At 65.9% G+C, this 22,492-nt stretch carries 18 protein-coding genes; 14 read left to right on the top strand and 4 right to left on the bottom strand.

Translation table 11 applies throughout. The features are described from left to right. Nucleotides 1-230: 230 nt before the first annotated feature. Genes E3T51_RS00825 through E3T51_RS00815 form a run of 3 tightly spaced genes read left to right on the top strand, consistent with a single transcriptional unit; the run spans nt 231 to nt 3,434 of the window. Nucleotides 231-1,133 (top strand): hypothetical protein, encoded by a 903-nt coding sequence (locus tag E3T51_RS00825; RefSeq protein WP_134526260.1) that lies wholly within the window; start codon nt 231-233, stop codon nt 1,131-1,133. A gap of 49 nt (nt 1,134-1,182) precedes the next feature. Next, nucleotides 1,183-2,169 (top strand): aldo/keto reductase, encoded by a 987-nt coding sequence (locus tag E3T51_RS00820; protein WP_134526258.1) that lies wholly within the window; start codon nt 1,183-1,185, stop codon nt 2,167-2,169. Further along, on the top strand, nt 2,169-3,434 hold the full coding sequence (locus E3T51_RS00815) for an MFS transporter (protein WP_134526255.1): 1,266 nt from the start codon (nt 2,169-2,171) through the stop codon (nt 3,432-3,434). Before E3T51_RS00820 ends, E3T51_RS00815 begins: the two co-directional genes overlap by 1 nt. A 3-nt stretch (nt 3,435-3,437) precedes the next feature. Here the strand turns inward: E3T51_RS00815 and E3T51_RS00810 are convergent, their stop codons facing one another. Further along, nucleotides 3,438-4,253, bottom strand: coding sequence for an aldo/keto reductase (locus tag E3T51_RS00810; RefSeq protein WP_134526252.1), 816 nt, complete (start codon nt 4,251-4,253; stop codon nt 3,438-3,440). A gap of 180 nt (nt 4,254-4,433) precedes the next feature. Next, nucleotides 4,434-5,642: an MFS transporter gene (locus E3T51_RS00805; protein ID WP_134526249.1), complete on the bottom strand. Its 1,209-nt coding sequence runs from the start codon at nt 5,640-5,642 to the stop codon at nt 4,434-4,436. Nucleotides 5,643-5,760: 118 nt separating this feature from the next. Between E3T51_RS00805 and E3T51_RS00800 the strand changes: the two genes are divergently transcribed. Genes E3T51_RS00800 through E3T51_RS00780 form a run of 5 tightly spaced genes read left to right on the top strand, consistent with a single transcriptional unit; the run spans nt 5,761 to nt 10,752 of the window. Then, entirely contained in the window at nt 5,761-6,738 is a 978-nt protein-coding gene (locus tag E3T51_RS00800) for a siderophore-interacting protein (RefSeq protein WP_134526247.1), read from the top strand. Further along, nucleotides 6,735-7,772 (top strand): FecCD family ABC transporter permease, encoded by a 1,038-nt coding sequence (locus E3T51_RS00795; RefSeq protein ID WP_134526244.1) that lies wholly within the window; start codon nt 6,735-6,737, stop codon nt 7,770-7,772. The genes E3T51_RS00800 and E3T51_RS00795 overlap by 4 nt, the downstream gene beginning before the upstream one ends. Continuing rightward, nucleotides 7,769-8,836, top strand: a complete 1,068-nt coding sequence (locus E3T51_RS00790) for a FecCD family ABC transporter permease (RefSeq protein ID WP_241989092.1) — start codon at nt 7,769-7,771, stop codon at nt 8,834-8,836. Before E3T51_RS00795 ends, E3T51_RS00790 begins: the two co-directional genes overlap by 4 nt. Further along, nucleotides 8,836-9,687 carry an ABC transporter ATP-binding protein gene (locus E3T51_RS00785; RefSeq protein ID WP_134526241.1) on the top strand — a complete coding sequence of 284 codons (852 nt, stop codon included), beginning with the start codon at nt 8,836-8,838 and terminating at the stop codon, nt 9,685-9,687. The genes E3T51_RS00790 and E3T51_RS00785 overlap by 1 nt, the downstream gene beginning before the upstream one ends. Nucleotides 9,688-9,744: 57 nt before the next feature. Further along, nucleotides 9,745-10,752 carry an iron-siderophore ABC transporter substrate-binding protein gene (locus E3T51_RS00780; RefSeq protein ID WP_134526239.1) on the top strand — a complete coding sequence of 336 codons (1,008 nt, stop codon included), beginning with the start codon at nt 9,745-9,747 and terminating at the stop codon, nt 10,750-10,752. A gap of 90 nt (nt 10,753-10,842) precedes the next feature. Here the strand turns inward: E3T51_RS00780 and E3T51_RS00775 are convergent, their stop codons facing one another. After that, complete coding sequence (locus tag E3T51_RS00775) at nt 10,843-11,370, bottom strand: GNAT family N-acetyltransferase (RefSeq protein WP_241989091.1); 528 nt, start codon at nt 11,368-11,370, stop codon at nt 10,843-10,845. A 161-nt stretch (nt 11,371-11,531) separates the two neighbouring features. On the opposite strand from E3T51_RS00775, the gene E3T51_RS00770 reads away from it, so the two are divergent. The 3 genes from E3T51_RS00770 to E3T51_RS00760 are packed head-to-tail and all read left to right on the top strand — an operon-like array spanning nt 11,532 to nt 14,209. Beyond that, nucleotides 11,532-12,425, top strand: coding sequence for an ABC transporter substrate-binding protein (locus E3T51_RS00770; RefSeq protein WP_134526233.1), 894 nt, complete (start codon nt 11,532-11,534; stop codon nt 12,423-12,425). Nucleotides 12,426-12,446: 21 nt separating this feature from the next. Continuing rightward, nucleotides 12,447-13,442 (top strand): amino acid ABC transporter permease, encoded by a 996-nt coding sequence (locus E3T51_RS00765; RefSeq protein ID WP_134526230.1) that lies wholly within the window; start codon nt 12,447-12,449, stop codon nt 13,440-13,442. Beyond that, nucleotides 13,442-14,209, top strand: a complete 768-nt coding sequence (locus E3T51_RS00760; RefSeq protein ID WP_134526227.1) for an amino acid ABC transporter ATP-binding protein — start codon at nt 13,442-13,444, stop codon at nt 14,207-14,209. Before E3T51_RS00765 ends, E3T51_RS00760 begins: the two co-directional genes overlap by 1 nt. 107 nt (nt 14,210-14,316) lie before the next feature. Here the strand turns inward: E3T51_RS00760 and E3T51_RS16995 are convergent, their stop codons facing one another. Next, nucleotides 14,317-18,438: a DUF3418 domain-containing protein gene (locus E3T51_RS16995; RefSeq protein ID WP_134526224.1), complete on the bottom strand. Its 4,122-nt coding sequence runs from the start codon at nt 18,436-18,438 to the stop codon at nt 14,317-14,319. Nucleotides 18,439-18,539: 101 nt separating this feature from the next. Here E3T51_RS16995 and E3T51_RS00750 point away from each other — a divergent pair, with 101 nt between their 5' ends. From E3T51_RS00750 to E3T51_RS00740, 3 genes are all read left to right on the top strand, one after another. Beyond that, nucleotides 18,540-19,373, top strand: a complete 834-nt coding sequence (locus E3T51_RS00750; RefSeq protein ID WP_134526221.1) for an aldo/keto reductase — start codon at nt 18,540-18,542, stop codon at nt 19,371-19,373. Nucleotides 19,374-19,493: 120 nt separating this feature from the next. Next, nucleotides 19,494-20,159: a nicotinamide riboside transporter PnuC gene (gene pnuC, locus E3T51_RS00745; protein ID WP_134526218.1), complete on the top strand. Its 666-nt coding sequence runs from the start codon at nt 19,494-19,496 to the stop codon at nt 20,157-20,159. 47 nt (nt 20,160-20,206) lie between these two features. Beyond that, nucleotides 20,207-22,189 carry a thioredoxin domain-containing protein gene (locus E3T51_RS00740; RefSeq protein ID WP_134526215.1) on the top strand — a complete coding sequence of 661 codons (1,983 nt, stop codon included), beginning with the start codon at nt 20,207-20,209 and terminating at the stop codon, nt 22,187-22,189. The last annotated feature ends 303 nt before the right edge of the window (nt 22,190-22,492 follow it).

The following is a 22,492-nucleotide window of genomic DNA, read 5'->3' as shown; positions in this document are numbered from 1 at the left end:
CGTGAGGCGCCATCTCTGGCCCCTTGATCTGGGTGAGGTGCCGCTTTTGGCCCCTTGGTGAGCTTTTATGGGGCGAAAGGTGGCATCTCGCCTGAGTCGGGCCGTGCTCGTGGGGCGAAAGGTGGCACCTCACTTGGCTCGGGCGAGGTCGCGGAGTGAGATTGCATACGACCGCCGGCAACCCTGTGGATAACTGCCGGGCCGGTCGCCGACCGTGGCACTCTCAGGCCATGCATATCCAAACTTCGCTCCCTCCCGGCTTCGGGACCGGAGCGTTCACCTGTGTCGAGGCGCTGGCAGCGGGCATCTCGGCTAAGCGCCTGCGGTCGCGCGATATCGAGCATCCGTTCTGGGGGATCTGCGTTGCGGCTGGCAGCGTTCAGAACCTGCAAGACCGTTGCCGGGCATTTCAACAACGGATGCCTGCAGGCGCCTTCTTCAGCCACGCCACTGCTGCCCGCCTGTACGGGGTACCTCTGCCGGAAAACCTCGAGGCTGACCCGCTTATCCACGTGACGGTGGTGGACCCGGATCGGGCTCCGCGAGCAGCGGGGGTCATTGGACATCATGTGGCGAATCCTTCTGGAGTGAGCCGCGTTGCCGGGATGCCGGTGCTCGCGCCGATTTCGGCATGGTGTCAGCTGGCATCCGTTCTCGAATTAGACGATCTGGTGGCCGCTGGAGATCATCTACTGCGGCCTGAGCTTGGACTCGCGACGGCCGTGGAGATTGCCGCGCGGGTTGTGCAGTATGCGGGGCATCGGGGCGCCCTGCGATTGCGCGCGGCTGAGGCACTGATTCGGCCTCGCGTTGAATCCCGGCGGGAAACGTTCCTACGCCTGTTTCTACTGATGTGCGGGTTTCCCGAACCGGAAACAAACATGGACATTCCACTGCCGCGCGGCAAGCGACGCGTGCGCGGCGACCTCGTCTACTTTCGCTATAAGGTTCTGGTGGAATACGACGGGGAGCAGCACCGTACCGACGACGTGCAGTACAACCGCGACGCCGAACGCCTGCACGATCTGCGTGAGGCGGGCTGGCTGGTGATCACTGTGCGGAAGGGGTCGTCGAAGGAATGGGTGCGTGATGCCGTTGATGCGGCACTGCGTTCGCGAGGGTGGCGCCCGTAGCTTCGCCGCCGTCACAAAACAAGGCCCGTCGGGTGCCTAAGCTGGGGACATGCAAAAACGCACCCTCGGACGAACTGACCGCACTGTTTCCGTGATCGGCCTGGGCACCTGGCAGCTCGGGGGCGACTGGGGCGCCGTGTCCGACGCCGACGCGACCGCAGTGCTGGCGGCATCCGCTGATGCCGGTGTCACCTTTTTCGACACGGCGGATGTCTACGGTGACGGCCGCAGCGAGCGGCTGATCGGGCAGTTTCTGGCCCATGACGCGCTTGGTGCCGACGTCACCGTCGCCACCAAGATGGGCCGCCGCGTCGAACAAGTTCCCGAGAACTTCGTGCTCGCCAATTTTCGGGAATGGACCGACCGGTCCCGGGCAAACCTCGGCATGGACACCCTCGACCTCGTGCAGCTGCACTGCCCGCCGAGCGCGGTGTTCGACTCCGGCGAGGTGTACGACGCGCTCGACACCCTCGTCGGCGAGGGCGTCATGAAGAACTACGGTGTGAGCGTGGAGACCTGCGACCAGGCCCTCGCCGCGATCAGCCACCCTGGTGTCGCCACGGTGCAAATTATTTTGAACGCCTTTCGGCTCAAGCCGCTCGATCAGGTGCTGCCGGCTGCGCGCGCCGCCGGAGTCGGTATCATCGCCAGGGTTCCGCTGGCCAGCGGGCTGCTTACCGGCAAATATTCTCACGAGACCGTCTTCGCCGAAAGCGACCACCGCAACTTCAACCGTGATGGCAGCCATTTTGACGTCGGTGAGACCTTCTCCGGCGTGGACTTCGAGGTCGGCTTGCAGGCGGCCACCGAATTCGCAGCCCTGGCTCCGGCCGGCCTCACGCCGGCCCAGGCCGCACTGGCCTGGGTCGCCCAGATCGACGGCGTGAGCGCCGTCATCCCGGGAGCCCGCTCGGTCGCACAAGCGCAGGGCAATGCCGCGGCCGGCCTGGCTGAGCCGCTCGGCATCACCTTCAACGAGGGCGTGCAGGACATCTACGACCGGCTCCTGCGCGAGCAGATCCACCCGCGCTGGTGATGCGTCGGCGGTCGTCGGGCAGCCTGGGACCGGCTTTCACCAACCTGTTCACCGCGAGCCTGGCGAGCAACCTCGGCGACGGAATCGCCCGCACGGCGCTGCCACTGTTAGCCGCCCGGCTGACCAACGATCCCTTGCTGATCAGCGGAATCGCTGCCATGGCGATGCTGCCCTGGCTCCTCTGCGCCATTTCTGCCGGAATCCTGGTCGACCGCATCGACCGCCGCATCGCGCTCGGGATGGCCAATACGGTACGGATGCTGCTGGCCGTCACCCTGTGTCTGCTTTCGATTACCGGCACCCTCAGCATCGTCTGGCTTTATGTCGTGATCTTCATTTATGGCGCCTTCGAGACGGTCTACGACGGGGCCACCAGAGCGGTGGTGCCGAGCATCGTCGGACGCAGCGACCTGCCGCGCGCCAACTCCCGCATCGAGGCTGGCGAGCTGGTCGTGCAGAATTTTCTGGCCGGACCGTTCACGTCCTTGTTATTCGCGGTGTCGGTCATCATCCCGCTCGGGGTGAACGCGCTCGCTTTTCTCGTGGCCGTCGTGCTGGCCTTGCTACTGCCGAAAATCGCGTCGGGGCGCCAGCACGTACTGATCGGGGCCAAGCCCGAATCGGCCTGGTACCGCCAGTTCGTCGATGGCTACCGGTTCATCGTGAAGAGCCGCATGCTCGTGACGCTCTGGCTGCTCAGCACCGTGGTCGGCCTCGCGTTCTCGTTCGCGACGGCGAGCTTTGTGTTGTTCGTGCTGGGACCGCTTGGGGTTCCAGAGCTCTGGTTCGGCCTGTTCATGCTGAGCGGGGCGGTCGGCGGTATCGTCGCATCCGTTTTCACTGCACCTCTGAAGAACCGGTTGAACGCGGGGCCAACCATGGCGCTCATGATCGTATTGAGTGGCCTGTCATTTCTCGCGGTCGGACTGTGGCCGAACCTCTGGGTCACCGTCGTGTTCTTCGCGGTGAGCAGCGGCGCCGTCACGGTCTGGAATATCCTGGTGATGTCGCTGCGGCAGAGCATCATTCCTGGCCATTTGCTCGGGCGGGTGCACGGCACCTGGCGTACCCTGCTCTGGGGTGCGATGCCGGTGGGTAGTGTGCTCGGTGGGTTGGTCGGCCGCATCGATCTCGCGTTGCCCTTCACCATGGGCGGCGTGGTCGCGACCGGGCTCGGCATCGTGTTCTACCGCTTTGTCAGTTCGCTGCCCAACCCGGAGGATGTGCCAGACCCCCTCGGGCCAGACGCGCTCGTGCCGCTGTAGGGTTCAGTCGAGGTCGTCGGGGTCTTTGCCGGTGCGCTCGCCGCTGTCGAGTGCCGCAATCGCCGCAAGATCCTGCGGGTCGAGCACAATGTCGAACACGTCGATATTGGCTCGAATACGCGCCGGTGTGACCGACTTGGGAATGACAATGTTGCCGAGCGACAGGTGCCAGGCGATCACGATCTGCGCCGCCGATTTGCCGTGCCGGGCGCCGATCGCGTCGAGGGTCGGGTTGCCGATTGCGCGCCCGCGGGCCAGGGGTGACCACGCTTCGGTACGGATGCCGTGGGCCGCGTCATACCCGCGCACCTCGCTTTGCGGCAACCACGGGTGCAACTCCACCTGGTTGAGCACGGGCACGACCTCGGTCTCGGCCAGGAGCCGGTCGAGGTGGTGCGGGTGAAAATTGGAAACGCCGATCGAGCGAGCCCGGCCCGTGGCGCGGATCGCTTCGAGGGCGCGATAGGTGTCGACATAGCGGTTCTGCTTCGGGGCCGGCCAATGGATCAGGTACAGGTCGACGTAGTCCAGGCCCAGCTTGGCGAGGCTCTCATCGAAGGCTTTCAACGTTTCGGCGTAGCCGTGGCGGTCATTCCAGACCTTGGTCGTCACAAACACGTCTTCCCGGGGCACGCCGGAACGCGTGAGTCCCTGCCCGACGCCGACCTCGTTCTCGTAAAGCGCGGCGGTGTCGACGTGACGGTACCCGGCGTCGAGCGCGACCTGCACGGTCTCGGCAGCGAGGTCATCCGCTACCTTGTACACCCCGAGACCGAGCTGGGGAATTACGTGGCCATCGTTGAGCGTGAGGGAGATCATTCCTCCATCTAACTCTGACCGGTCAGGTGAGTATCACCCTCCGCGTCGCCGAACCGTGAGTTTCGCACGTCGACCCGTGAGTGTAGGGCCGCTGAATCGTTCAAATCGGTCCGAAACTCACGGTTCGGCGAACTGGAGTCAACGAAACTCACGGCTCAAGGGGAGGAGAAAAGTGGGCAGCTAGGAGACCTGCACCTGGATGGGCTCGGTGTCGGGAATGGGGCTGATGTCCCGGCCACGGAGGTCGGGGTGCCAGCGACGACCGAGCGCGGGAATGATGCAGCCGAGGGCGGCGAAGCCCGCGGCGACATAGATCGCCGAGACCGGCCCGGACTGGTCGATCGAGAACCCGGCAATGGCAGAGCCCAGGGCGGCCCCGATCAGCTGGCCGGTACCGACCCAGCCATAGGCCTCGGCGGTGTCGCTGAACTTCACGCTCGCCGAGACGATGCCGAACAAGACTGCGAAGGCGGGAGCGATGCCGACCCCCGCCACGAGCAAGGCCAGGGACAGCCACCAGAAGGTGAGCCAGAGGCTTGCCAGGGCGAGTCCGATCGTGACGATCAGCATGCGGGCGGCGAGTGCCCACGGTCCGATCGGGGCGTGGCCGAGTGCGAGCCCGCCGATCAGGGAGCCGATGGCGAAGATGCCCAGCACCCAGCCGGCGTCGGCGCTGCCGTGCCCGAACACGGCGACCACTCCGGCCTCGACGGCGGCGCAGGCGGCTACGAGGGTGAACCCGACGACGGTGCTGAGCAGCACTTCAGGCTTCTTCAGCACCACACCGAGCTTGCGGCGGCTGCGCGGGATGCGCACCCGCCCCACCTCCGGCAGGGAGACGAACCAGATTCCCCCGGCGACCAGAAAAAATGCGGCGAGCAGGATGCCTGCCGTCGTCGACACCTGCAGCGCCACGAAGGTCGCGATGACGGGGCCGAGTACCCAGATGATCTCCTGCGCCGAAGCGTCGAGCGAAAACAGCGGGGTGAGTTGGCGGGAGTTGACGATCTTGGGATAGATGGTGCGCACGGCTGGCTGGATCGGCGGCGTCGACAGGCCGGCCACGAATCCGATGAGCATGAGGCTCGGTACCGACAGCGGAACCAGCGCCATGACGATGATCGACACCGCGCAGATGAACATGGTCGCGATGATCACCGGGCGCATGCCGAGCCGTCCCATCAGGCGACTGGTGAGGGGACCCGCGATGGCCTGGCCGATGCTCATTGCGCCGAGAACGAGCCCGGCAGCGCCATAGGAATCAAAGATCTGTTCGATGTGAATGAGAAAGGCGAGCGAGAGCATGCCGAACGGAAAACGGGCCGTCAGCTGCGCGCCAATCAGGCGGGACACGCCGGGTGTACGCAGGAGGGTCCAGTAACTTTTCACAATGATTTCAGTCTAAGGTCGCGCGCGTTGAAATCTGGGGCACCCGACGTGACCCGTGTGGGCCTGACGATCTCGACCGCACCGCCCGTTGTGAGGACAGGCATGCCATACTAAGGTTATGCTTACCTTACCGATTCGGACCAGCCTGGGTGCTGCTGCGGTCACTGACCGCCCGGCCTACCGTCCTTATCGGGCCACCGTGGTCGGCATTCGGTCGCTGAGTGATCATTTCACCCGGCTGACGTTCTTCGGTGAGCAATTCGATATTTTCGGCACTGCCGGGCTCGATCAGCGCGTCAAGATCGTGCTGCCACTGCCCGGCTGCGGGCTTTCCGATATCGGCGCTGATGACGACCGCCCCGGTATCGGCGGCACATGGTACGACCGCTGGCGCGCGCTGCCCGACGCCGACCGCAACCCGTTTCGCACCTACACAATTCGAGCAGTGCGCCCCGATCAACGCGAGATCGATGTGGATTTCGTGACCCACACCGGCCACGACACCCTCGGTCCGGCCGCGCGCTGGCTGCAGGCGGTGTCCATCGGCAGTGACGTTGTCATCGTCGGCCCCGACCAACGCAGCCCTGGTCGTGCGATCGGCCTCGACTGGCACCCCGCCCACGCGACCGACCTGCTGCTGGCCGGTGATGAAACCGCCGCCCCCGCTATCGGCAGCATCCTCGAGAGCCTGCCCGCTGGCCGCCGTGCCCGCGCCTTCATCGAAGTGCCCACCGAAGCGGATGCTCTGGCCCTCGTGCTGCCGAACGGTTGCGAGATCACGTGGCTGGCCCGCGACGCAGCGCCGCACGGAGAACGCCTGGACGAAGCCGTGCGGGACTGGGTCGCCGACAACGGCGCGCTCGTCCATCTGGCGGTCGCCGCACACCCGGAGCCGTTCGCCGAGGTCGACGTGGACTGCGATCTGCTCTGGGAATCGCCGAACGACGAAGCCGGCACCGGCTTCTACGCCTGGCTCGCGGGCGAATCCTGCATGATCAAACTGCTTCGACGTTTTCTGGTGAGCGAGACCGGCATCGACCGTTCCAGGGTGGCCTTCATGGGCTACTGGCGGCTCGGCCGGTCCGAAGCTCAATGACCCTGATCCACGAACGCCCCACGCCCACCCGCACCCGTCCGCGTCGCGTCGTCATCGGCTTCGCTCTCGCGTTGGTGCTGCTCGGCCTGAGCATCGCCGCCTCGCTGCTGGTCGGCACCCGGGAGATCGCCCTCGGCACCGTTGTCGAGGCATTGCTCAGCCCCGACGACACCGTGACGGACCACACCGTCATCCTCGACCTGCGAGTGCCGCGCACCGTCGTCGGCCTCCTCGCCGGCCTCGCCCTCGGCCTGGCCGGCGCCCTGATGCAGGGCGTCACCCGCAACCCGCTCGCCGACCCCGGTCTGCTCGGCGTCAATGCCGGGGCCTCACTGTTCGTCGTCGCCGGAATCGCCTGGTTCGGTGTGACATCCTCGCTCGGCTACGTCTGGTTTGCCTTTATCGGAGCTGCCGTCGCCGCGACGATCGTATACCTGATCGGTTCGCTCGGTCGGGAAGGCGCCACCCCGGTCAAGCTCGCGCTCGCCGGAACCGCGCTCACCGCCGCGTTCACCTCGCTCATCACCATCGTGCTGCTCGCCGACACCGAAACCTTCGACCGCTACCGGTTCTGGGCGGCCGGATCCTTGGTGGCTCGCGGCCTCGACGCCGCCCTGCCACTCGCCCCCTTCATCCTGGTCGGCGCGGTTCTCGCCATCATGGCGGCCCGCATGCTCAATGCCCTCGCCCTCGGCGACGACCTCGCCAGGGGGCTCGGTCAGAACCTCGTGGTCGCCCGCATCGTCTGCGCTGTTGCAATCGTGCTGCTCTGTGGCTCGGCGACGGCGATGGCCGGCCCGATCGTGTTCGTCGGCCTGGCCGTACCGCACGTGGCCCGCTGGATCACCGGTCCCGACTATCGCCTCATCATCGCCTTCTCCGCCCTCTTTGGCCCCACCCTGCTCATCGCGGCTGATGTGCTCGGTCGCCTCATTGCGCAGCCCGGCGAGATCGAGGCGGGCCTCGTCGTGGCGTTCCTCGGAGCTCCGGTGCTCATCGCCCTCGTGCGCCGCGTGAAACTGGCCGGCCTGTGAAGCTCAGCGCGCAGAAAGCGGATGCCGCCCCTCGCACCGTCCCCTCATTGGCCGCCGCGCGCGCCGGCCGCAGTAGGCGCAACCGGAGCGTCATGCTCGTGCTGGTCGGCGCCCTCGTGATCGTCGCCGCGTTCAACCTTGCCGTCGGCGCGTACTCGCTCAGCGTGCCCGACCTGCTTGGCACCCTCACCGGGCAGGGCACGCAGAGCGAGAACTTCATCGTGCTCTCGCTGCGGCTGCCGCGGCTGACCCTCGCCCTGCTCGTGGGAGTGGCGTTCGCGCTGTCGGGAGCGCTGTTCCAGACCGTGCTGCGCAATCCGCTCGCGAGCCCCGACATCATCGGGGTGACCGGGGGAGCGAGCGCCGCCGCCGTCTTCGGTATGCTCATCCTCGGATTCGGTGCCGTCGCCACCTCCCTCGCCGCGTTCGCCGGGGCCATCATCGTCGCCTGCGCCATCTACCTGCTGGCACGCCGCGGCGGCGTGGTCGGTTATCGCTTCGTACTGATCGGCGTGGGGATCGCGTTCATGGTGCAGGGCCTGCTCGGCTACCTGCTCTCCCGCGCCAATCTCAACGACGCGCAGGGCGCCCTGCTGTGGCTGGTCGGCAGCGTGAGCGGCGCCCGCTGGCAGGATATTGCGGTCGTCGCGGTCGTGCTGCTGGTGCTGCTGCCCGTCATTCGCGCGCTGAGCAGCCGCCTACGCGCCCTGCAACTCGGCGATGATCTCGCGACGAGCCTCGGTGTCGGCGCTGAACGCACCCGGCTCATACTGCTCGTGATCGCTGTTGCGCTCGCCGCGACGGCGACCGCTGCCGTCGGTCCGCTCGCCTTCGTGGCCTTCGTGGCGGCGCCGATCGCCCGGCGAATTGTCGGCACCGGCGGACTCGCCCTCCTTCCCGCGGCCCTCGTCGGTGCGCTCATCACGACCGTGGCCGACTTCACCGCCCAACACCTGCTCCCCGGGCAACTCGAACTGCCCGCCGGAATCATCACGGGCGCGATCGGCGCCCCCTACCTGCTCTGGCTGCTCGCCACCAGCAACAAAACCGGAAAGGGCGCCTGATGCCCCACCTGCTGCGCGCCGAGGGAATCAGCCTCGGCTACGACCAGACAACCATCATTGAGAACCTCGACCTCGAGGTCATTCCCGGGGCCATCACCGTCATCGTCGGTGCCAACGCTTCGGGCAAGTCCACCCTGCTCAAGGGGCTCTCGCGTCTGATTAAACCGGATGCCGGCCAGGTCACCCTCGGCGGCCGCAACATCGCCGCCCTGCCCGGCAAGACGGTCGCGACCATCGTCGGGCTCCTGCCGCAGCAGCCCGTAGCCCCGGATGGCATCACAGTGGCTGACCTCATCGGGCGTGGCCGCTACCCGCACCAGGGCTGGTTTCGGCAGTGGTCGAGCACCGACGACGAGATCGTCGCCGCAGCGATGACCGCCACCAACACCCACGAGCTCGCTCGGCGCCGCCTCGAAGACCTCTCCGGCGGGCAGCGCCAGCGCGTCTGGATTGCCATGGCGCTCGCCCAGGATCCCGAAATTCTGCTGCTCGACGAACCGACCACTTTTCTCGACGTGACCCACCAGATCGAGGTGCTCGACCTGCTGCTCGAGCGCAACCGTGTGCGCGGCACCACCGTCGTGATGGTGCTGCACGATCTCAACCTCGCGGCCCGCTACGCCGACCACCTCATCGTCATGTGCGCCGGGCGCATCGTCGCCAACGGCACGCCGGCCGAGACGCTCACGACCGAGATCGTGCAGCACGCCTTCGACCTCGAGGCGCGCATCGTTCCCGACCCGGTCTGCGGCGCCCCGATGGTGGTGCCGATCGGCCGGTTCCACGGGCGGGTGCCGACGGTGCACACCGAGGCCGTGAATCGAAGACGAAATGATCCTGAATTAGGGTAGGCTACCCTTATAACGCAGGGCTGTCAGGTCGCCTGCGACCGACGACTGGAGAACCACGTGTCCCGACGCCTTACCCTCGCGCTCGCTGCTGCCGCGAGCATCCTCGCCCTCGGCCTCAGCGGTTGCACGGCCGCCGCCGATGACGCGACTGCTCCGGCTGCCGATGCCGCGGCATCCGGCAGCTTTCCCGTCACCATCGAGCATGCCTTCGGCGAAACCACAATCGACCAGCAGCCGACCCGCGTCGTGGCCTGGGGCTGGGGCAGCGCCGACGACGCGATCGCGCTCGGCGTGATTCCAGTGGCCATCCCCTTCCATAGCTACGGCGGCGACCAGAACGGCGTGCTGCCGTGGATCAGCGAGGCACTGGAAGGCGAAGAGATGCCGGTCATATTGCCAGACACCCAGGAGCCGCCCTACGAAGACATCGCTGCGGCCGCCCCCGACGTGATTCTGGCCGCCTACTCCGGTATCACCGAACCGGAGTACGACCTGCTGAGCAAGATTGCTCCCGTCGTCGCCTACCCGGGCGACGCCTGGGCCACCCCGTGGCGCGATCTGATCGAGATCACCGGAACCGCACTCGGCAAGACCGACGAGGCGAGCGCGCTGCTTACCTCGATCGACACCGAAATCGCCGACCAGGCCGCCGCGCACCCCGAATTCGCCGGTAAAACCATCGCCCTGACGAGCGACAGCGCCGGCAGCTTTTACGTCTACAAGAAAGACGACCCGCGCGTCGACTTCACCCTCGACCTCGGCTTCGTCAGCGCGCCCGCCGTTGACGAACTCGCGACCGACGAGGCGAGTTTCTACTACACGCTCAGCTACGAGCAACTCGACCAGCTCGACAGCGACCTGCTGGTGAACTTCGGTTCCACCCAGGAAGAGTCCGACGCATTCCTTACCGCGAGCTACGCCCAGGCCATGCCGCAGGTACAGGCCGGCACGGTCGCGTCCCCGGTCGGCGCGGCCTTCATCAGCTCGGTCTCCCCGCCCACCGGACTCTCACTGTCCTGGGGCCTCGAGGACTACGTTGCGCTGATCGCGGCCGCGGTCAAGTAAGGCCCTTTTAAAAAGCGGATGCCGCAGCGCCAACTCGCTGCGGCATCCCGGTGTCTCTTCACCGATCAGCGCCCTGTTTAGCCGACCGGTCTACGGCTCGACAGAACCGCGTTTGGCGACGCCAGCATCGAGCCGCTTGCGAAACTCCAGATATCCGATCGACTCCCGGTCGGCGTCAAGGTCGAACTGCGGCTCATAACCGAGCGTGAGATACAGCGCCACCGCCTCCGGCTGGCGCGCCCCCGTGGTCAGCACAATAGAACGGATGCCCCGCCGGGCAGCTTCGGCCTCCAGCTCGGCCATCACTTGGCGGGCGAGGCCGCGCCTTCGGTGCGCCGAGTGGGTCCAAACTCGCTTGATCTCGACGGCACCAGCATTCTCGGCCCGCATGAACGCTCCGCCGGCAACAGCGCTGCCGTTCTCCACCAGCAGGAGAAACGTGCCACCGTCGATCGGTTGAAAGCGCCGGGCCGGATACCGGCTGAGCTCGATCGAGGACGGAATTCCGTCGTTGAGGCCGTAACGCTCGTCGTACTCCCGCGAGAGTTCAGCCACCATCGGGGCCGCGAGCGGGTCGGTCGGTGACGTGTACAAAATATTCGGGGTTTCGGTAGACACCTCTCGACGATAGATCCGCGGCATCCGCTCGTCAAAATTTCCCTGTGGGGTTAGCGCTCGAATTTGCCGCCCCGCGCTTGCACTAGGCTCGTTAGGTCTTACCCGCGTGTGGGCTCATCGTCGAACCCGCGCATTTTCGACCATCTAGAGAAGGAAGTGCCATGCGCGCACGCTATGTTATTCCGGCATTCGCTGCCGCCGCCGTCTTGCTGCTGACCGGCTGTGTCGACAACTCCACTCCGACCGCAACGACATCGCCGGATGCCGCGAGCACCATCGAAGCGGATCCCGCGGCGGTCGCGCTGCTCCCCGCGGACATTGCAAGCGCGGGTGTGCTCGTCGTCGGAACCGACGCGGCCTACCCGCCGAACGAGTTCAAGGACGAGTCGGGGGCACCGATCGGCTGGGGTATCGAGCTCGCCAACGGTATCGCCGCCAAGCTCGGCCTCACCACGAAGTACAAGATCGCATCGTTCGACACCATCATTCCAAGCATCACCGGTGGCACCGTCGATATCGGTGAATCCTCCTTCACCGATAACCTCGAGCGCGAGAAGCAGGTTGACTTCGTCAACTACTACAACGCCGGAATCCTCTGGGCCGCGCCCGTTGGCAGCACCGTCGACCCCGACAATGCCTGCGGCCTGACCGTCGCCGTGCAGGACAACACGGTTGAAGAGACCGATGAGTTGCCCGCCAAGAACGCGGCCTGCGTCGCGGCCGGCAAGGAGCCCATCGACGTGCTGCCCTACGGTTCGCAGGACGAAGCGACCAACGCGGTCGTGCTCGGCAAGGCCGATGCGCTCAGCGCCGACTCGCCCGTCACCCTCTACGCCATCTCCAAGGCCGACGGCGAGCTGCAGCCCGCCGGAGAGAGCTTCGACACGGCGCCGTACGGCATCACCGTCGACAAGGGATCCGAGCTGACGGCGGCCGTGCAGGCCGCCCTGCAGTCCATGGTCGATGACGGTTCCTACGGCAAGATCCTCGACGCGTGGGGTGTCACCGATGGTGGCATCGACACCATCACCATCAACGTCGCCGCCAACGGCTAGAAAGAGTAAGCGACCCACATCATGACGAACACGACGGCGACCGGCGTCAAGACAGAGCCCGGTATCAAGGCCATTCGCCTGCGCCACCCGTGGCGCAATACCTTCGCGGTCGTGTTGCTGCTCATCGTGGCGCTGTTCATCGCCGATGCGGCGATGCGCCCGGCCTACAACTGGCCGGCGGTCGGCAAGTACCTGTTCGACCAGCGCATCTCGCAGGCGGCGTTCATCACCCTGCAGCTCACGGTCTACTCCATGGTCATCGCGATCATTCTCGGGGTGACCCTCGCCATCATGCGGCTCTCACCCAACACGGTCGTCAGCAGTATCGCCTGGGTCTACCTGTGGATCTTCCGTGGTACCCCGGTGTACGTTCAACTCGCATTCTGGGGCCTGATCGGCACGATCTACCAGACCATCGACATCGGGTTGCCCTTCACCGAACCGTGGGTGTCTTTTCCGACCAGGGTCGCGCTGAGCGCGTTCATTCTCGCGATCGTGGGACTGGCCCTCAACGAGGCCGCCTACATGGCCGAGATCGTGCGCGCCGGCCTGCTCTCGGTCGACAGCGGGCAGGAAGAAGCGGCGACCGCGCTCGGTATGAGCTGGTTCCAGACCATGGTGCGCGTGATCGTTCCCCAGTCGATGCGGGTGATCATTCCGCCGGCCGGCAACGAGGTCATCTCGATGCTCAAGACGACCTCGCTCGTGACGGCCATTCCCTTCACCCTCGAGCTGTACACGCGCTCCCGCGACATCGCCGCCGTGACTTTCGAAACAGTGCCGATGCTCATCGTCGCGTCGATCTGGTACCTGTTCTTCACTTCCATCCTCATGGTCGGCCAGTACTTTCTCGAGAAGCGGTTCGCCCGCGGCATTGGCGACCGCCGTCCAGACAAGAAAGCGGATGACGCGACCGCGTCGATCACGGGCACCATGACCGGGGTCACCCCGGTCGTCGGCAGTGGTCAACCCACCGTTGTGCTGCCCTCCACCGACCCGCACAAGGAAGACCGCTGATGCTAGACACCCCCATGGTGGTCGCCGACCGCGTCTCCAAGAGTTTCGGCTCCAATGAGGTGCTCAAGAGCATCTCGCTCGAGGTCAAGCGCGGCGAGGTCATGTGCCTGGTCGGGCCAAGCGGCTCGGGCAAGTCCACCTTTCTGCGCTGCATCAACCATCTCGAGGTCGTCTCGTCCGGACGCCTGAGCGTGGATGGCGAACTCATCGGCTACCGCGAGGCCAACCACAAGCTCTACGAGATGCGCCCCAAGGAGGCGGCGCGGCAGCGCCGCGACATCGGCATGGTGTTTCAGCGCTTCAACCTGTTTCCACACATGACCGCTTTGCAGAACGTGATGGAAGCGCCCATCCGGGTCAAGGGCCTGTCGAAGGCCGGGGTCGAGGCCAACGCCCGCGCCCTCCTGGCCCGGGTCGGTCTCGCCGAACGAGCCGACTACTACCCCGCGCACCTCTCCGGCGGACAGCAGCAGCGGGTCGCGATCGCCCGTGCCCTCGCCATGGAGCCCAAGCTCATGCTGTTCGACGAACCCACCAGCGCGCTCGACCCCGAGCTGGTCGGCGAGGTGCTCGACGTCATGCAGGTCCTGGCCCGCGACGGCATGACCATGATCGTGGTCACCCATGAGATGGGTTTCGCCCGGGAAGTCGCCGATTCGCTGGTCTTCATGGACGGCGGTGTCGTCGTCGAGAGCGGTGTACCCACCGAGGTGCTCGCCAACCCCCAGCACCACCGCACCCAGGCCTTCCTCTCCAAGGTGCTCTAGCCCCACTCACCCCTTTCCGGGCCCGGGCCCGGAAAGGGGGCCCATGATCTATCGTGGCCCGGTTCCGTAAGGTGGGCCCGGCGGCAACCCGTGGCAGCAGAGGCCCGTTATCCGGCGAGCACCTTTTGGATGCGTTGCAGTGAGACAGACTCCGCCGCTTTGAGTTCCTGCGCGAACAGACTGATCCGCAGTTCCTCGATCATCCAGCGGGCGCGCAGAACGGAGACGTCAGCATCCGCCTTAAGCGGCATGGTACCGCCGGCGTTCTCGAACCGAGTGGTCGCGGCCTGGGTCTCGTTCATCCAGACCCGGTCGCGGCTCGGGTTGTCGACGAGTTTGGGCACCCGGGCACTGATACCACCGAGATAGCGCGGCAGATGGCGCAACTGGGCGAGACCGGTTTCGCTGACGAAACCGGGATAGACCAATGCGGTGAGCTGTTGGCGCGCGTCGCTGATTCCCGGCAGCAGCGCCATGCTGGTTGCAGCCTTGAGTGCCCTATCAGCCAGGCGTTGAGCGGTGAGAATACGGGCGACCAGACCCACCGTTTCGAACATGGAGTCCATCACCACCCCCGATACTCGATCGCGAATGGTGTCGAACTCCGCCTTCATGAACACCTGGCCACCCGGACGCACCCTAAAAAGCACGTCGTCGACCGCTGCGGCAAGACAATCCTCGAACAGGGCCTGCGTGGTCTTGTACGGGCTGGTCGCAAGGCTCAGCTTTTCGGCGGCGGTCAAATGCTGCTGCACATACGCGGCCGGTGACGGCGTCGCGAGCAGCAGCAGCCGGCGCACCCCGCGGGGCAGCGCGCGGGCCTGCTCCAGCTCGGTGCTCATCATGCGAATAGAAACGGATGCCCCATCATCGACCAGCGTCGGATACCCGCGAATCGTGTTGTCGCACTGTTTGGTGTCGAGGAAGCGGGGGAGCTCGCCGAGGTCCCAGGTGGTGAGGCCGCCGCGTTCGATCGCGTTGCTCGGCGCCGCAGCGCTCGTTGCCTTCGCAACGCTCTCGCGCACCCGGGTGCCGAGCCGGCGCTGAAGGTCGCTGAGGTTCTTGTCGGCGGCGACGGTGCGTCCGCGCTCGTCGGTGACGACAAACGTCATGCGCAGGTGTGCGGGAATCCGGCCGAGCTCGAAGTCGCGCGCGCTCACCGGCACGTAGGTCAGCTTCTGGATCAACGCCGCGAGCGTCTCGGCGAACGACGCGTCGGGAATGGGCGTCGGCAACGCCATGACGATGCCGGGCTCGCCGGGCAGTTCGCTCAGTAGTCGAGTGGCCCAGTCGGCGGCGGGAACGACATTGCGGCGGATGCTCTTCGGCAGCGACTTGATCATGGCGGTCACCAATTCGGCCCGGAGGCCGGGCACCTGCCAGTCGAAACCGTTCGGCGAGAGACGGGCAAGCAGCGCGAGCGGGATGCGTACGGTCACGCCGTCATCTTCTTCGCCGGGTTCGAACCGGTAACCGAGGGTCAAACGTTGGTCGCCCTGCTGCCAGCTTGGCGGAAAGAGCCCCTCATCGATCTCGGGGGAGTCCTCGGCCACGAGCGCGTCGGCGGTCATGGTGAGCAGGTCGGGGGTGTCGAACCTGGCGGTGCGCCACCAACCCTCGAAGCTCTTGGTCGACGACACGTCGGCCGGAATGCGGCGCTGGTAGAAGTCGAAGACGGCCTCGTCATCGAAGAGGATGTCCCGGCGCCGGGTGCGCTCCTCCAGCTCGGCCAGTTCCTCCCGCAGCCTGGCGTTGGCCCGCTCAAATGCCCACATTCCGGGGTCGCCGGTCTGGCCGGGCCGGCCGCCGCGGCTCGCGCTGCTGCCAACCATCGGTGCGCCGCGGCCGGAACCGCGCCCGCCCGAAGCCGTGCCGCCGTCGACCGAGATGTTGACACGTTCGTTGCGGGACGGTCCCCGCCCGCCGCGATCGGCTTCCTTCTCTGCTGCCGACGTTTGCGGCCCCGACGCACGGTCCCACTCGCCCTCCACCAGTGCGTGGCGAATGAACAGCTCCCGGGCGTAGGCCGGGTCGATCCGGGAGAACTGCACCCGGCGGCGGGCCACGATAGGCACGCCGTACAGCGTCACACGTTCGTAGACCACGGCGGCGCCCTGCTTCATCTCCCAGTGCGGTTCAGAATAGCTGCGCTTGCACAGGTTGCCGGCGAGGGGTTCGGCCCAGGCCGGGTCGACGACCGCGTTCATGCGGGCAAACAGCCGGCTGGTCTCGACCAGTTCGGCGCTCATGACCGCGCTCGGCTGCTTCTTCGCCAGCGTCGACCCGGGAAAGAGTACGAAGCGTTGCTGACGAGCACCGACGTAGTCCTTCTTGGCGACGTCTTTCAGGCCGATATGGGAGAGGAGCCCGGCCAGCAACGATCGGTGCACGCCGTCGGGGTTCGTGCTCGGCTCACCGAGATGCAGGCCGAGCGGCTTGGCCAGCTGGCGCAACTGCCGCAGCACGTCCTGCCACTCGCGCACTCGCAGGTAGTTGAGGTATTCGTTCTTGCACAGGCGTCGAAAGGCACTCGAACCCAGCTCGGACTGCTGCTTCTCGAGGTAGTTCCAGAGGTTGAGCAGGCTGAGGAAGTCGCTCGTCGGGTCGGCAAACCGGGCATGAAACTGGTCGGCCTGGGCGCGACGCTCGAGCGGGCGCTCCCGCGGGTCCTGAATGGTCAGTCCGGCCACGATCGCCATGACTTCCCGGCTGGTGCCCTGCGTCTTCGACTCGATCACCATGCGGCCAAAGCGCGGGTCGATCGGCAGCTGCGCGAGCTGCTGGCCGATGCGAGTGAGGCGCGGGGTCGCCGGGGACGCGGGGGTCGCCGGTGCGGTGGCCGGGGCGGAGGCATCCGCTTCGCTGCTGGTGGCCCGGGCGGCGCCGCGACCGCTCTTGGTGCGCCCGGCCCCCTCGGCCTCGATGGCGCCGAGCTCGGCGAGCAGGTCGAGGCCGTCCTTGATGTTGCGGGAATCCGGCGGGGTCAAGAAGGGGAACGAGGCGATGTCGCCGAGGCCGAGCGAGATCATCTGCAGAATGACGGCGGCGAGATTGGTGCGCAGAATCTCCGGTTCAGTATATTCCGGACGGCGCATATAGTCTTCTTCGGAATACAACCGAATCGCGATGCCATCGCTCGTGCGGCCGCTGCGACCGCTGCGCTGGTTGCCGGAGGCCTGCGAGATCGCTTCGATCGGCAGTCGTTGCACCTTGGAGCGCACGCTGTACCGGCTGATGCGCGCGGTTCCGGCGTCGATGACATAGCGGATGCCCGGCACGGTCAGGCTGGTCTCGGCCACGTTGGTCGCGAGCACGATGCGCCGTTTCACCCCGGCCACGGTCGACGGCTGGAACACCCGGTGCTGGTCGGCCGACGACAGTCGGCCGTAGAGCGGCAGCACCTCGGTGGGGTTGCGGCTGGCCGAGGAGGCGTACTTGCCCTGCAGCGCGTCGGCGGCATCGCGAATCTCGGTCTCGCCGGAGAGAAAGACGAGCACGTCGCCGTTGGACTCCCGTTCGAGCTCATCGAGGGCGGCGGTGATGCCCTCGATATAGTCGCGGTCGACCGGGGGAGCGGCATCCGTTGTATCGTCGTCATCGTCGTCATCGTCGATTCCAGGCTCCGCGACGAGCGGCCGGTAGCGAATCTCCACCGGAAAGGTGCGGCCGGACACCTCGACGACCGGCGCCGGGGTGCCGTCCGCAGCCGCGAAATGCTTTGCGAAACTGGCCGGGTCGATGGTGGCCGAGGTGATGATGAGCTTGAGATCGGGGCGCTGGGGCAGCAACTGCCGCAGGTAGCCGAGCAGGAAGTCAATATTGAGGCTGCGCTCGTGCGCCTCATCGATGATGATCGTGTCGTACTTGCGCAGCATACGATCACGGTGAATCTCATTCAAGAGGATGCCGTCGGTCATCAACTTGATGCGGGTGTCCGCGCCGACCTTGTCGGTGAATCGCACCTGGTAGCCGACCAGCTGACCGACTTCCTGCCCGAGCTCCTCGGCGATGCGTTCGGCGATGGTGCGCGCGGCGAGTCGGCGCGGCTGGGTGTGGCCGATGTTTTTGCGGCCGAGTTCGAGGCAGATCTTGGGCAACTGGGTGGTCTTACCCGACCCGGTCGACCCGGCGACGATCACGACCTGGTTGTCGGCAATCGCGCGGGCAATGTCGTCCCGACGCTGGCTGACGGGCAGTTCGGGCGGGAAGGTGATATTCAGCGTTTCCATGAAGACTTAATATTACGTCGGTCATATCAACGCTTTCGCGGTCAGTGAACATTGGGTGTTCAGCGGGGTGGATGCTGAACAGCAGCCAATAGGCTGATGGGATGACGAAATCTGTTCCCACCATCACCCTCAACGACGGCCACACGATTCCGCAGCTCGGTTTCGGAGTGTTCAAGGTCGAACCCGACGAAACCACCCGCATCGTGGCGGACGCGCTGTCGGTCGGTTACCGCCACATCGACACCGCCGCCATCTACGGCAACGAGGAGGGCGTGGGCAAGGCCCTCGCTTCCTCCGGCATCGCCCGCTCCGAGCTGTACATCACCACCAAGCTCTGGAACGACCGTCAGGGCACCCAGTCGGCTTTCGACGCGTTCGAGGAAAGTCTCGAGAAGCTGGGCCTCGACTACGTGGACCTCTACCTGATCCACTGGCCGGCTCCGGCCAACGACAAATTCGTCGAGAGCTGGAGAGCTCTCGAGAAGATTCAGGAGTCCGGCCGGGCCCGCTCCATCGGCGTCTCCAATTTTCTGGTACCCCACCTTGACCGCCTGCTGCACGAGACGGCTATCGTGCCGGCCATCAACCAGATCGAGCTGCACCCGGCGCACCAGCAGCTTGAAGTCACCGCTTTCGCTCGCGAAAACGGTATCAACATCGAGGCCTGGGGCCCGCTCGGCCAGGGTAAATACCCCCTGTTCGACGAGCAGGTGATAGCGGATGCCGCCGAGGCGCACGAAAAGTCGCCCGCGCAGATCGTCATCCGCTGGCACCTGCAGATGGGCAACATCCTGTTCCCCAAGTCGAACCGTCTCGCACGCATGACCGAGAACTTCGACGTCTTCGACTTCGAACTGACTCGCACCGAGGTCACCATGATCTCCGCGCTCGAGCGTGCCGGCCGTGTATCCGCGCACCCCAACGAGGTGAACTAGTCCGCAGCATTCCCTGATGAGTGGGGCCATGGGTGTCATCACGCGTCACCTCCCCACTCAGCGGCGTAGATTGGGATGCGTTGTGCGTCACCGAGCACGTTGTCCTGCAGAAAGATCTCCATGAATCCGATTGAATGGCTGTTCGACGCCCAGTTGCAGATCGGTAGCCAGACCATTCTCTGGCGCGAGATCGTCGGCAATGCCTTCGGTATTGCCAGTGCGGTCGGCGGCATGCGCCGCAAAATCTGGGCGTGGCCAGTGGGGATCATCGGCAATGCGTTGCTGTTCACGGTGTTCCTCGGGGCCGTGTTCGGCACGCCCAACCCGGTCAACCTGCTCGGTCAGGCAGGTCGTCAGATCATGTTCATCGTCGTGTCGATCTTCGGGTGGGTACAGTGGCAGCGCAGCCGCAACTCGGCCGTGCATGTTGCCGTGGCCCCGCGCTGGGCGGCCAACCGTACCCGCATCCTGCTGGGCCTGGGCCTGGTTGCCGGCACCCTCGTGCTCACCCCCATTTTTCGTGCCCTGGGCTCGTTCGAACCGGTCTGGGCGGATGCCTGGATCTTCACCGGCTCGTTGCTCGCGACCTACGGCATGGCCAAAGGCTGGACCGAATTCTGGCTCATCTGGGTGGCGGTCGACATCGTAGGCGTGCCGCTGCTAATCAGCGCCGGCTACTACGCCTCCGCCGTTCTCTACCTGTTCTATGGTGCCTTCACCCTCGTGGGCTTCGTGGTGTGGGTGCGGGTGCAGCGTCGGCGGAACGCCCTGCTCGGGGCCGCCTAGCTTTTCGTTTCGCTCGCCCGAAACTGCAACCGGGAGCAGAATGGAGCATGCCCAACCGCCTCGCCGATGCCATCAGCCCCTACCTGCGCAGCCACGCCGACAACCCAGTGGACTGGTTTGGCTGGGGTGAAGACGCGTTTATTGAAGCGCGGGAGCGGGACGTGCCGGTGCTGGTCTCGATTGGCTATTCCACCTGCCACTGGTGCCACGTCATGGCGAGGGAGAGCTTCAGCGATCCGGCGATCGCCGAGTACCTCAACGCCCACTTCGTGAGCATCAAGGTTGACCGGGAGGAGCACCCCGACGTCGACGCGAGCTACCTGGCCGCGGCAAGCGCGTTCGTCGAGGGGCTCGGCTGGCCGCTGAACGTGTTCGTCACCCCCGATGGCCAGGCCTTTCACGCTGGAACGTACTTTCCGCCGGTGGCTATCGCGGCGCATCCGTCCTTTCGCGCGGTACTGACGGCGGTGGCGGAGGCCTGGCAGACCCGCCGCGCCGAAGTGACGGCCGGCGCCGGCAGGGTGGCCGAGCTGCTCGCCGACTCGGCGCGGGAGCTCGCCTCCGGCGCCGCTCGCTCCGCAGCAGGCGGGCAGCCGGGCAGCGAAGCGCTCGACCGGGCCGTCGCCGAACTGGTCGGATACGAAGACCCCCGGTTCGGTGGCTTCGGCGGTGCGCCGAAGTTTCCGGTTGCCCCTGCGCTCTCGTTTCTGCTCGGGCACGGCAACGCGCTCGACGGCGACGGCCCCTCGCTCGCCCTGCGCACCCTCAAAATTATGGGCGCGTCACCGCTGCGCGACCCGATCGAGGGCGGTTTCTTTCGCTACGCGGTCAATCGAGATTGGAGCGACCCGCACTACGAACGGATGCTCTACGACAACGCTCAGCTGCTCAGCCTGTACACCCGTGCGTGGATGCTCAGCGGCCAGCCTTGGGCCCGTCAGGTCGCCGAGAAAATCGCACGTTTTCTCTGCGATGTGATGCAGCTTCCGGGAGGCGGGTTTGCGAGTGCGCAGGACTCAGAGAGCACCGTCGATGGCCGACGAGTCGAGGGTGGCTACTACGCCCTCGAACAGAGCGAGCGCTCGAAGCAGACCCCGCCGGCCCTCGATGAGAAGGTGCTGACGGGCTGGAACAGTCTGGCCATCCAAGCGCTGGCCCGAGCCGGCTTCGCCTTCGACCAGCCCGACCTCGTAGCCGCGGCCCGCCGGGCAGCCGACTACCTGCACGCGCACCACGAGCGGGCCGACGGCACCCTCGTACGAGCCTCGGTTGATGGGCGCACCTCGACCGCGAAAGCCACCCTGGAGGACTATGGCATGTACTCGCGTGGACTCCTCGAACTCGCACTGGTCACCGGTGACGTGACCTACGCCACTCGGGCTCGTCACCTGCTCGACAGCACGCTACCGGCAGCCACCGACACTCCAATTTTCCGCCCGCCGCACGGCGCAGATCCGGTGCTCAGTCGGCAGGGTCTGGTCAGCACTATAGATCCCTCCGAGGGTGCCTACCCCTCTGGACTTTCCGCCAGTGCTGACGCCGCACTGCTTGTGCACCGCCTCACCGGCGACGACCGCTACCGACGGGCCGCGCAGGCCAGCCTCGGCCTCGTCGCCGACCTGGCTCCCGCCAGACCGCTCGCCTATGGCGCCGTGCTGCGGCTGTTCGACGAAGTCAACGCTCCGATTGAGCAACTCGTCATTGTCTCGCCGGACCAGCCGGGCAGGAACGACCGCGCGCCCGCTTCCCCGTACCCCGTCACCCTGCAGGACCTCGCTCGTCGCCACCTGGCGGGAGTGGTCGCATCCGTTTCAGAATCTCAGGCGCGGGCATTCAGCGCCGCCGGATTCGACCTTTTCGCGGCCCGTACGGCGCCGAGCGGCCAGCCCACCGCGTACCTCTGCCGCGACTTCGTCTGCCAACTGCCGGTCACCGACCCAGCAAAACTGCCGCCGTTCGACGCCACCGCCGTACTCCTTGGCCAAATTGGCGCTGAGGAGCGACAAACCGTTCGACCGCACAAGCACTAACATCGGGATATCACCTTCGCCCCACACCCCGGGGCCTGCCGAAAGGATCCCTCGTGGTTCCCGAAATCCGCACTCTGACACGGTTAGACCGGTTAAACGGATGCCGCAGCATCCGTTGATGGCGCGACCCGGTCGCCCGGTCGCCGCAGCAAATTAACGACTTCGAGACGTACACTTAAGACAAATGCCACCGCGTTTCACCAAACGCCAGTCGCTCATCGAGAACCTCGTCGCTTCTCGAGCAGGTCGTCGCTGCGAAACACTCTGAATCATTCACGCCGGTAATTTCGACGCACTCCGCGG

Source organism: Cryobacterium serini (genome assembly GCF_004404025.1).
GTDB lineage: Bacteria > Actinomycetota > Actinomycetes > Actinomycetales > Microbacteriaceae > Cryobacterium > Cryobacterium serini.
Note: the sequence above shows the minus strand (reverse complement) of the source record. Positions and strands in the feature narration are given on the sequence as shown.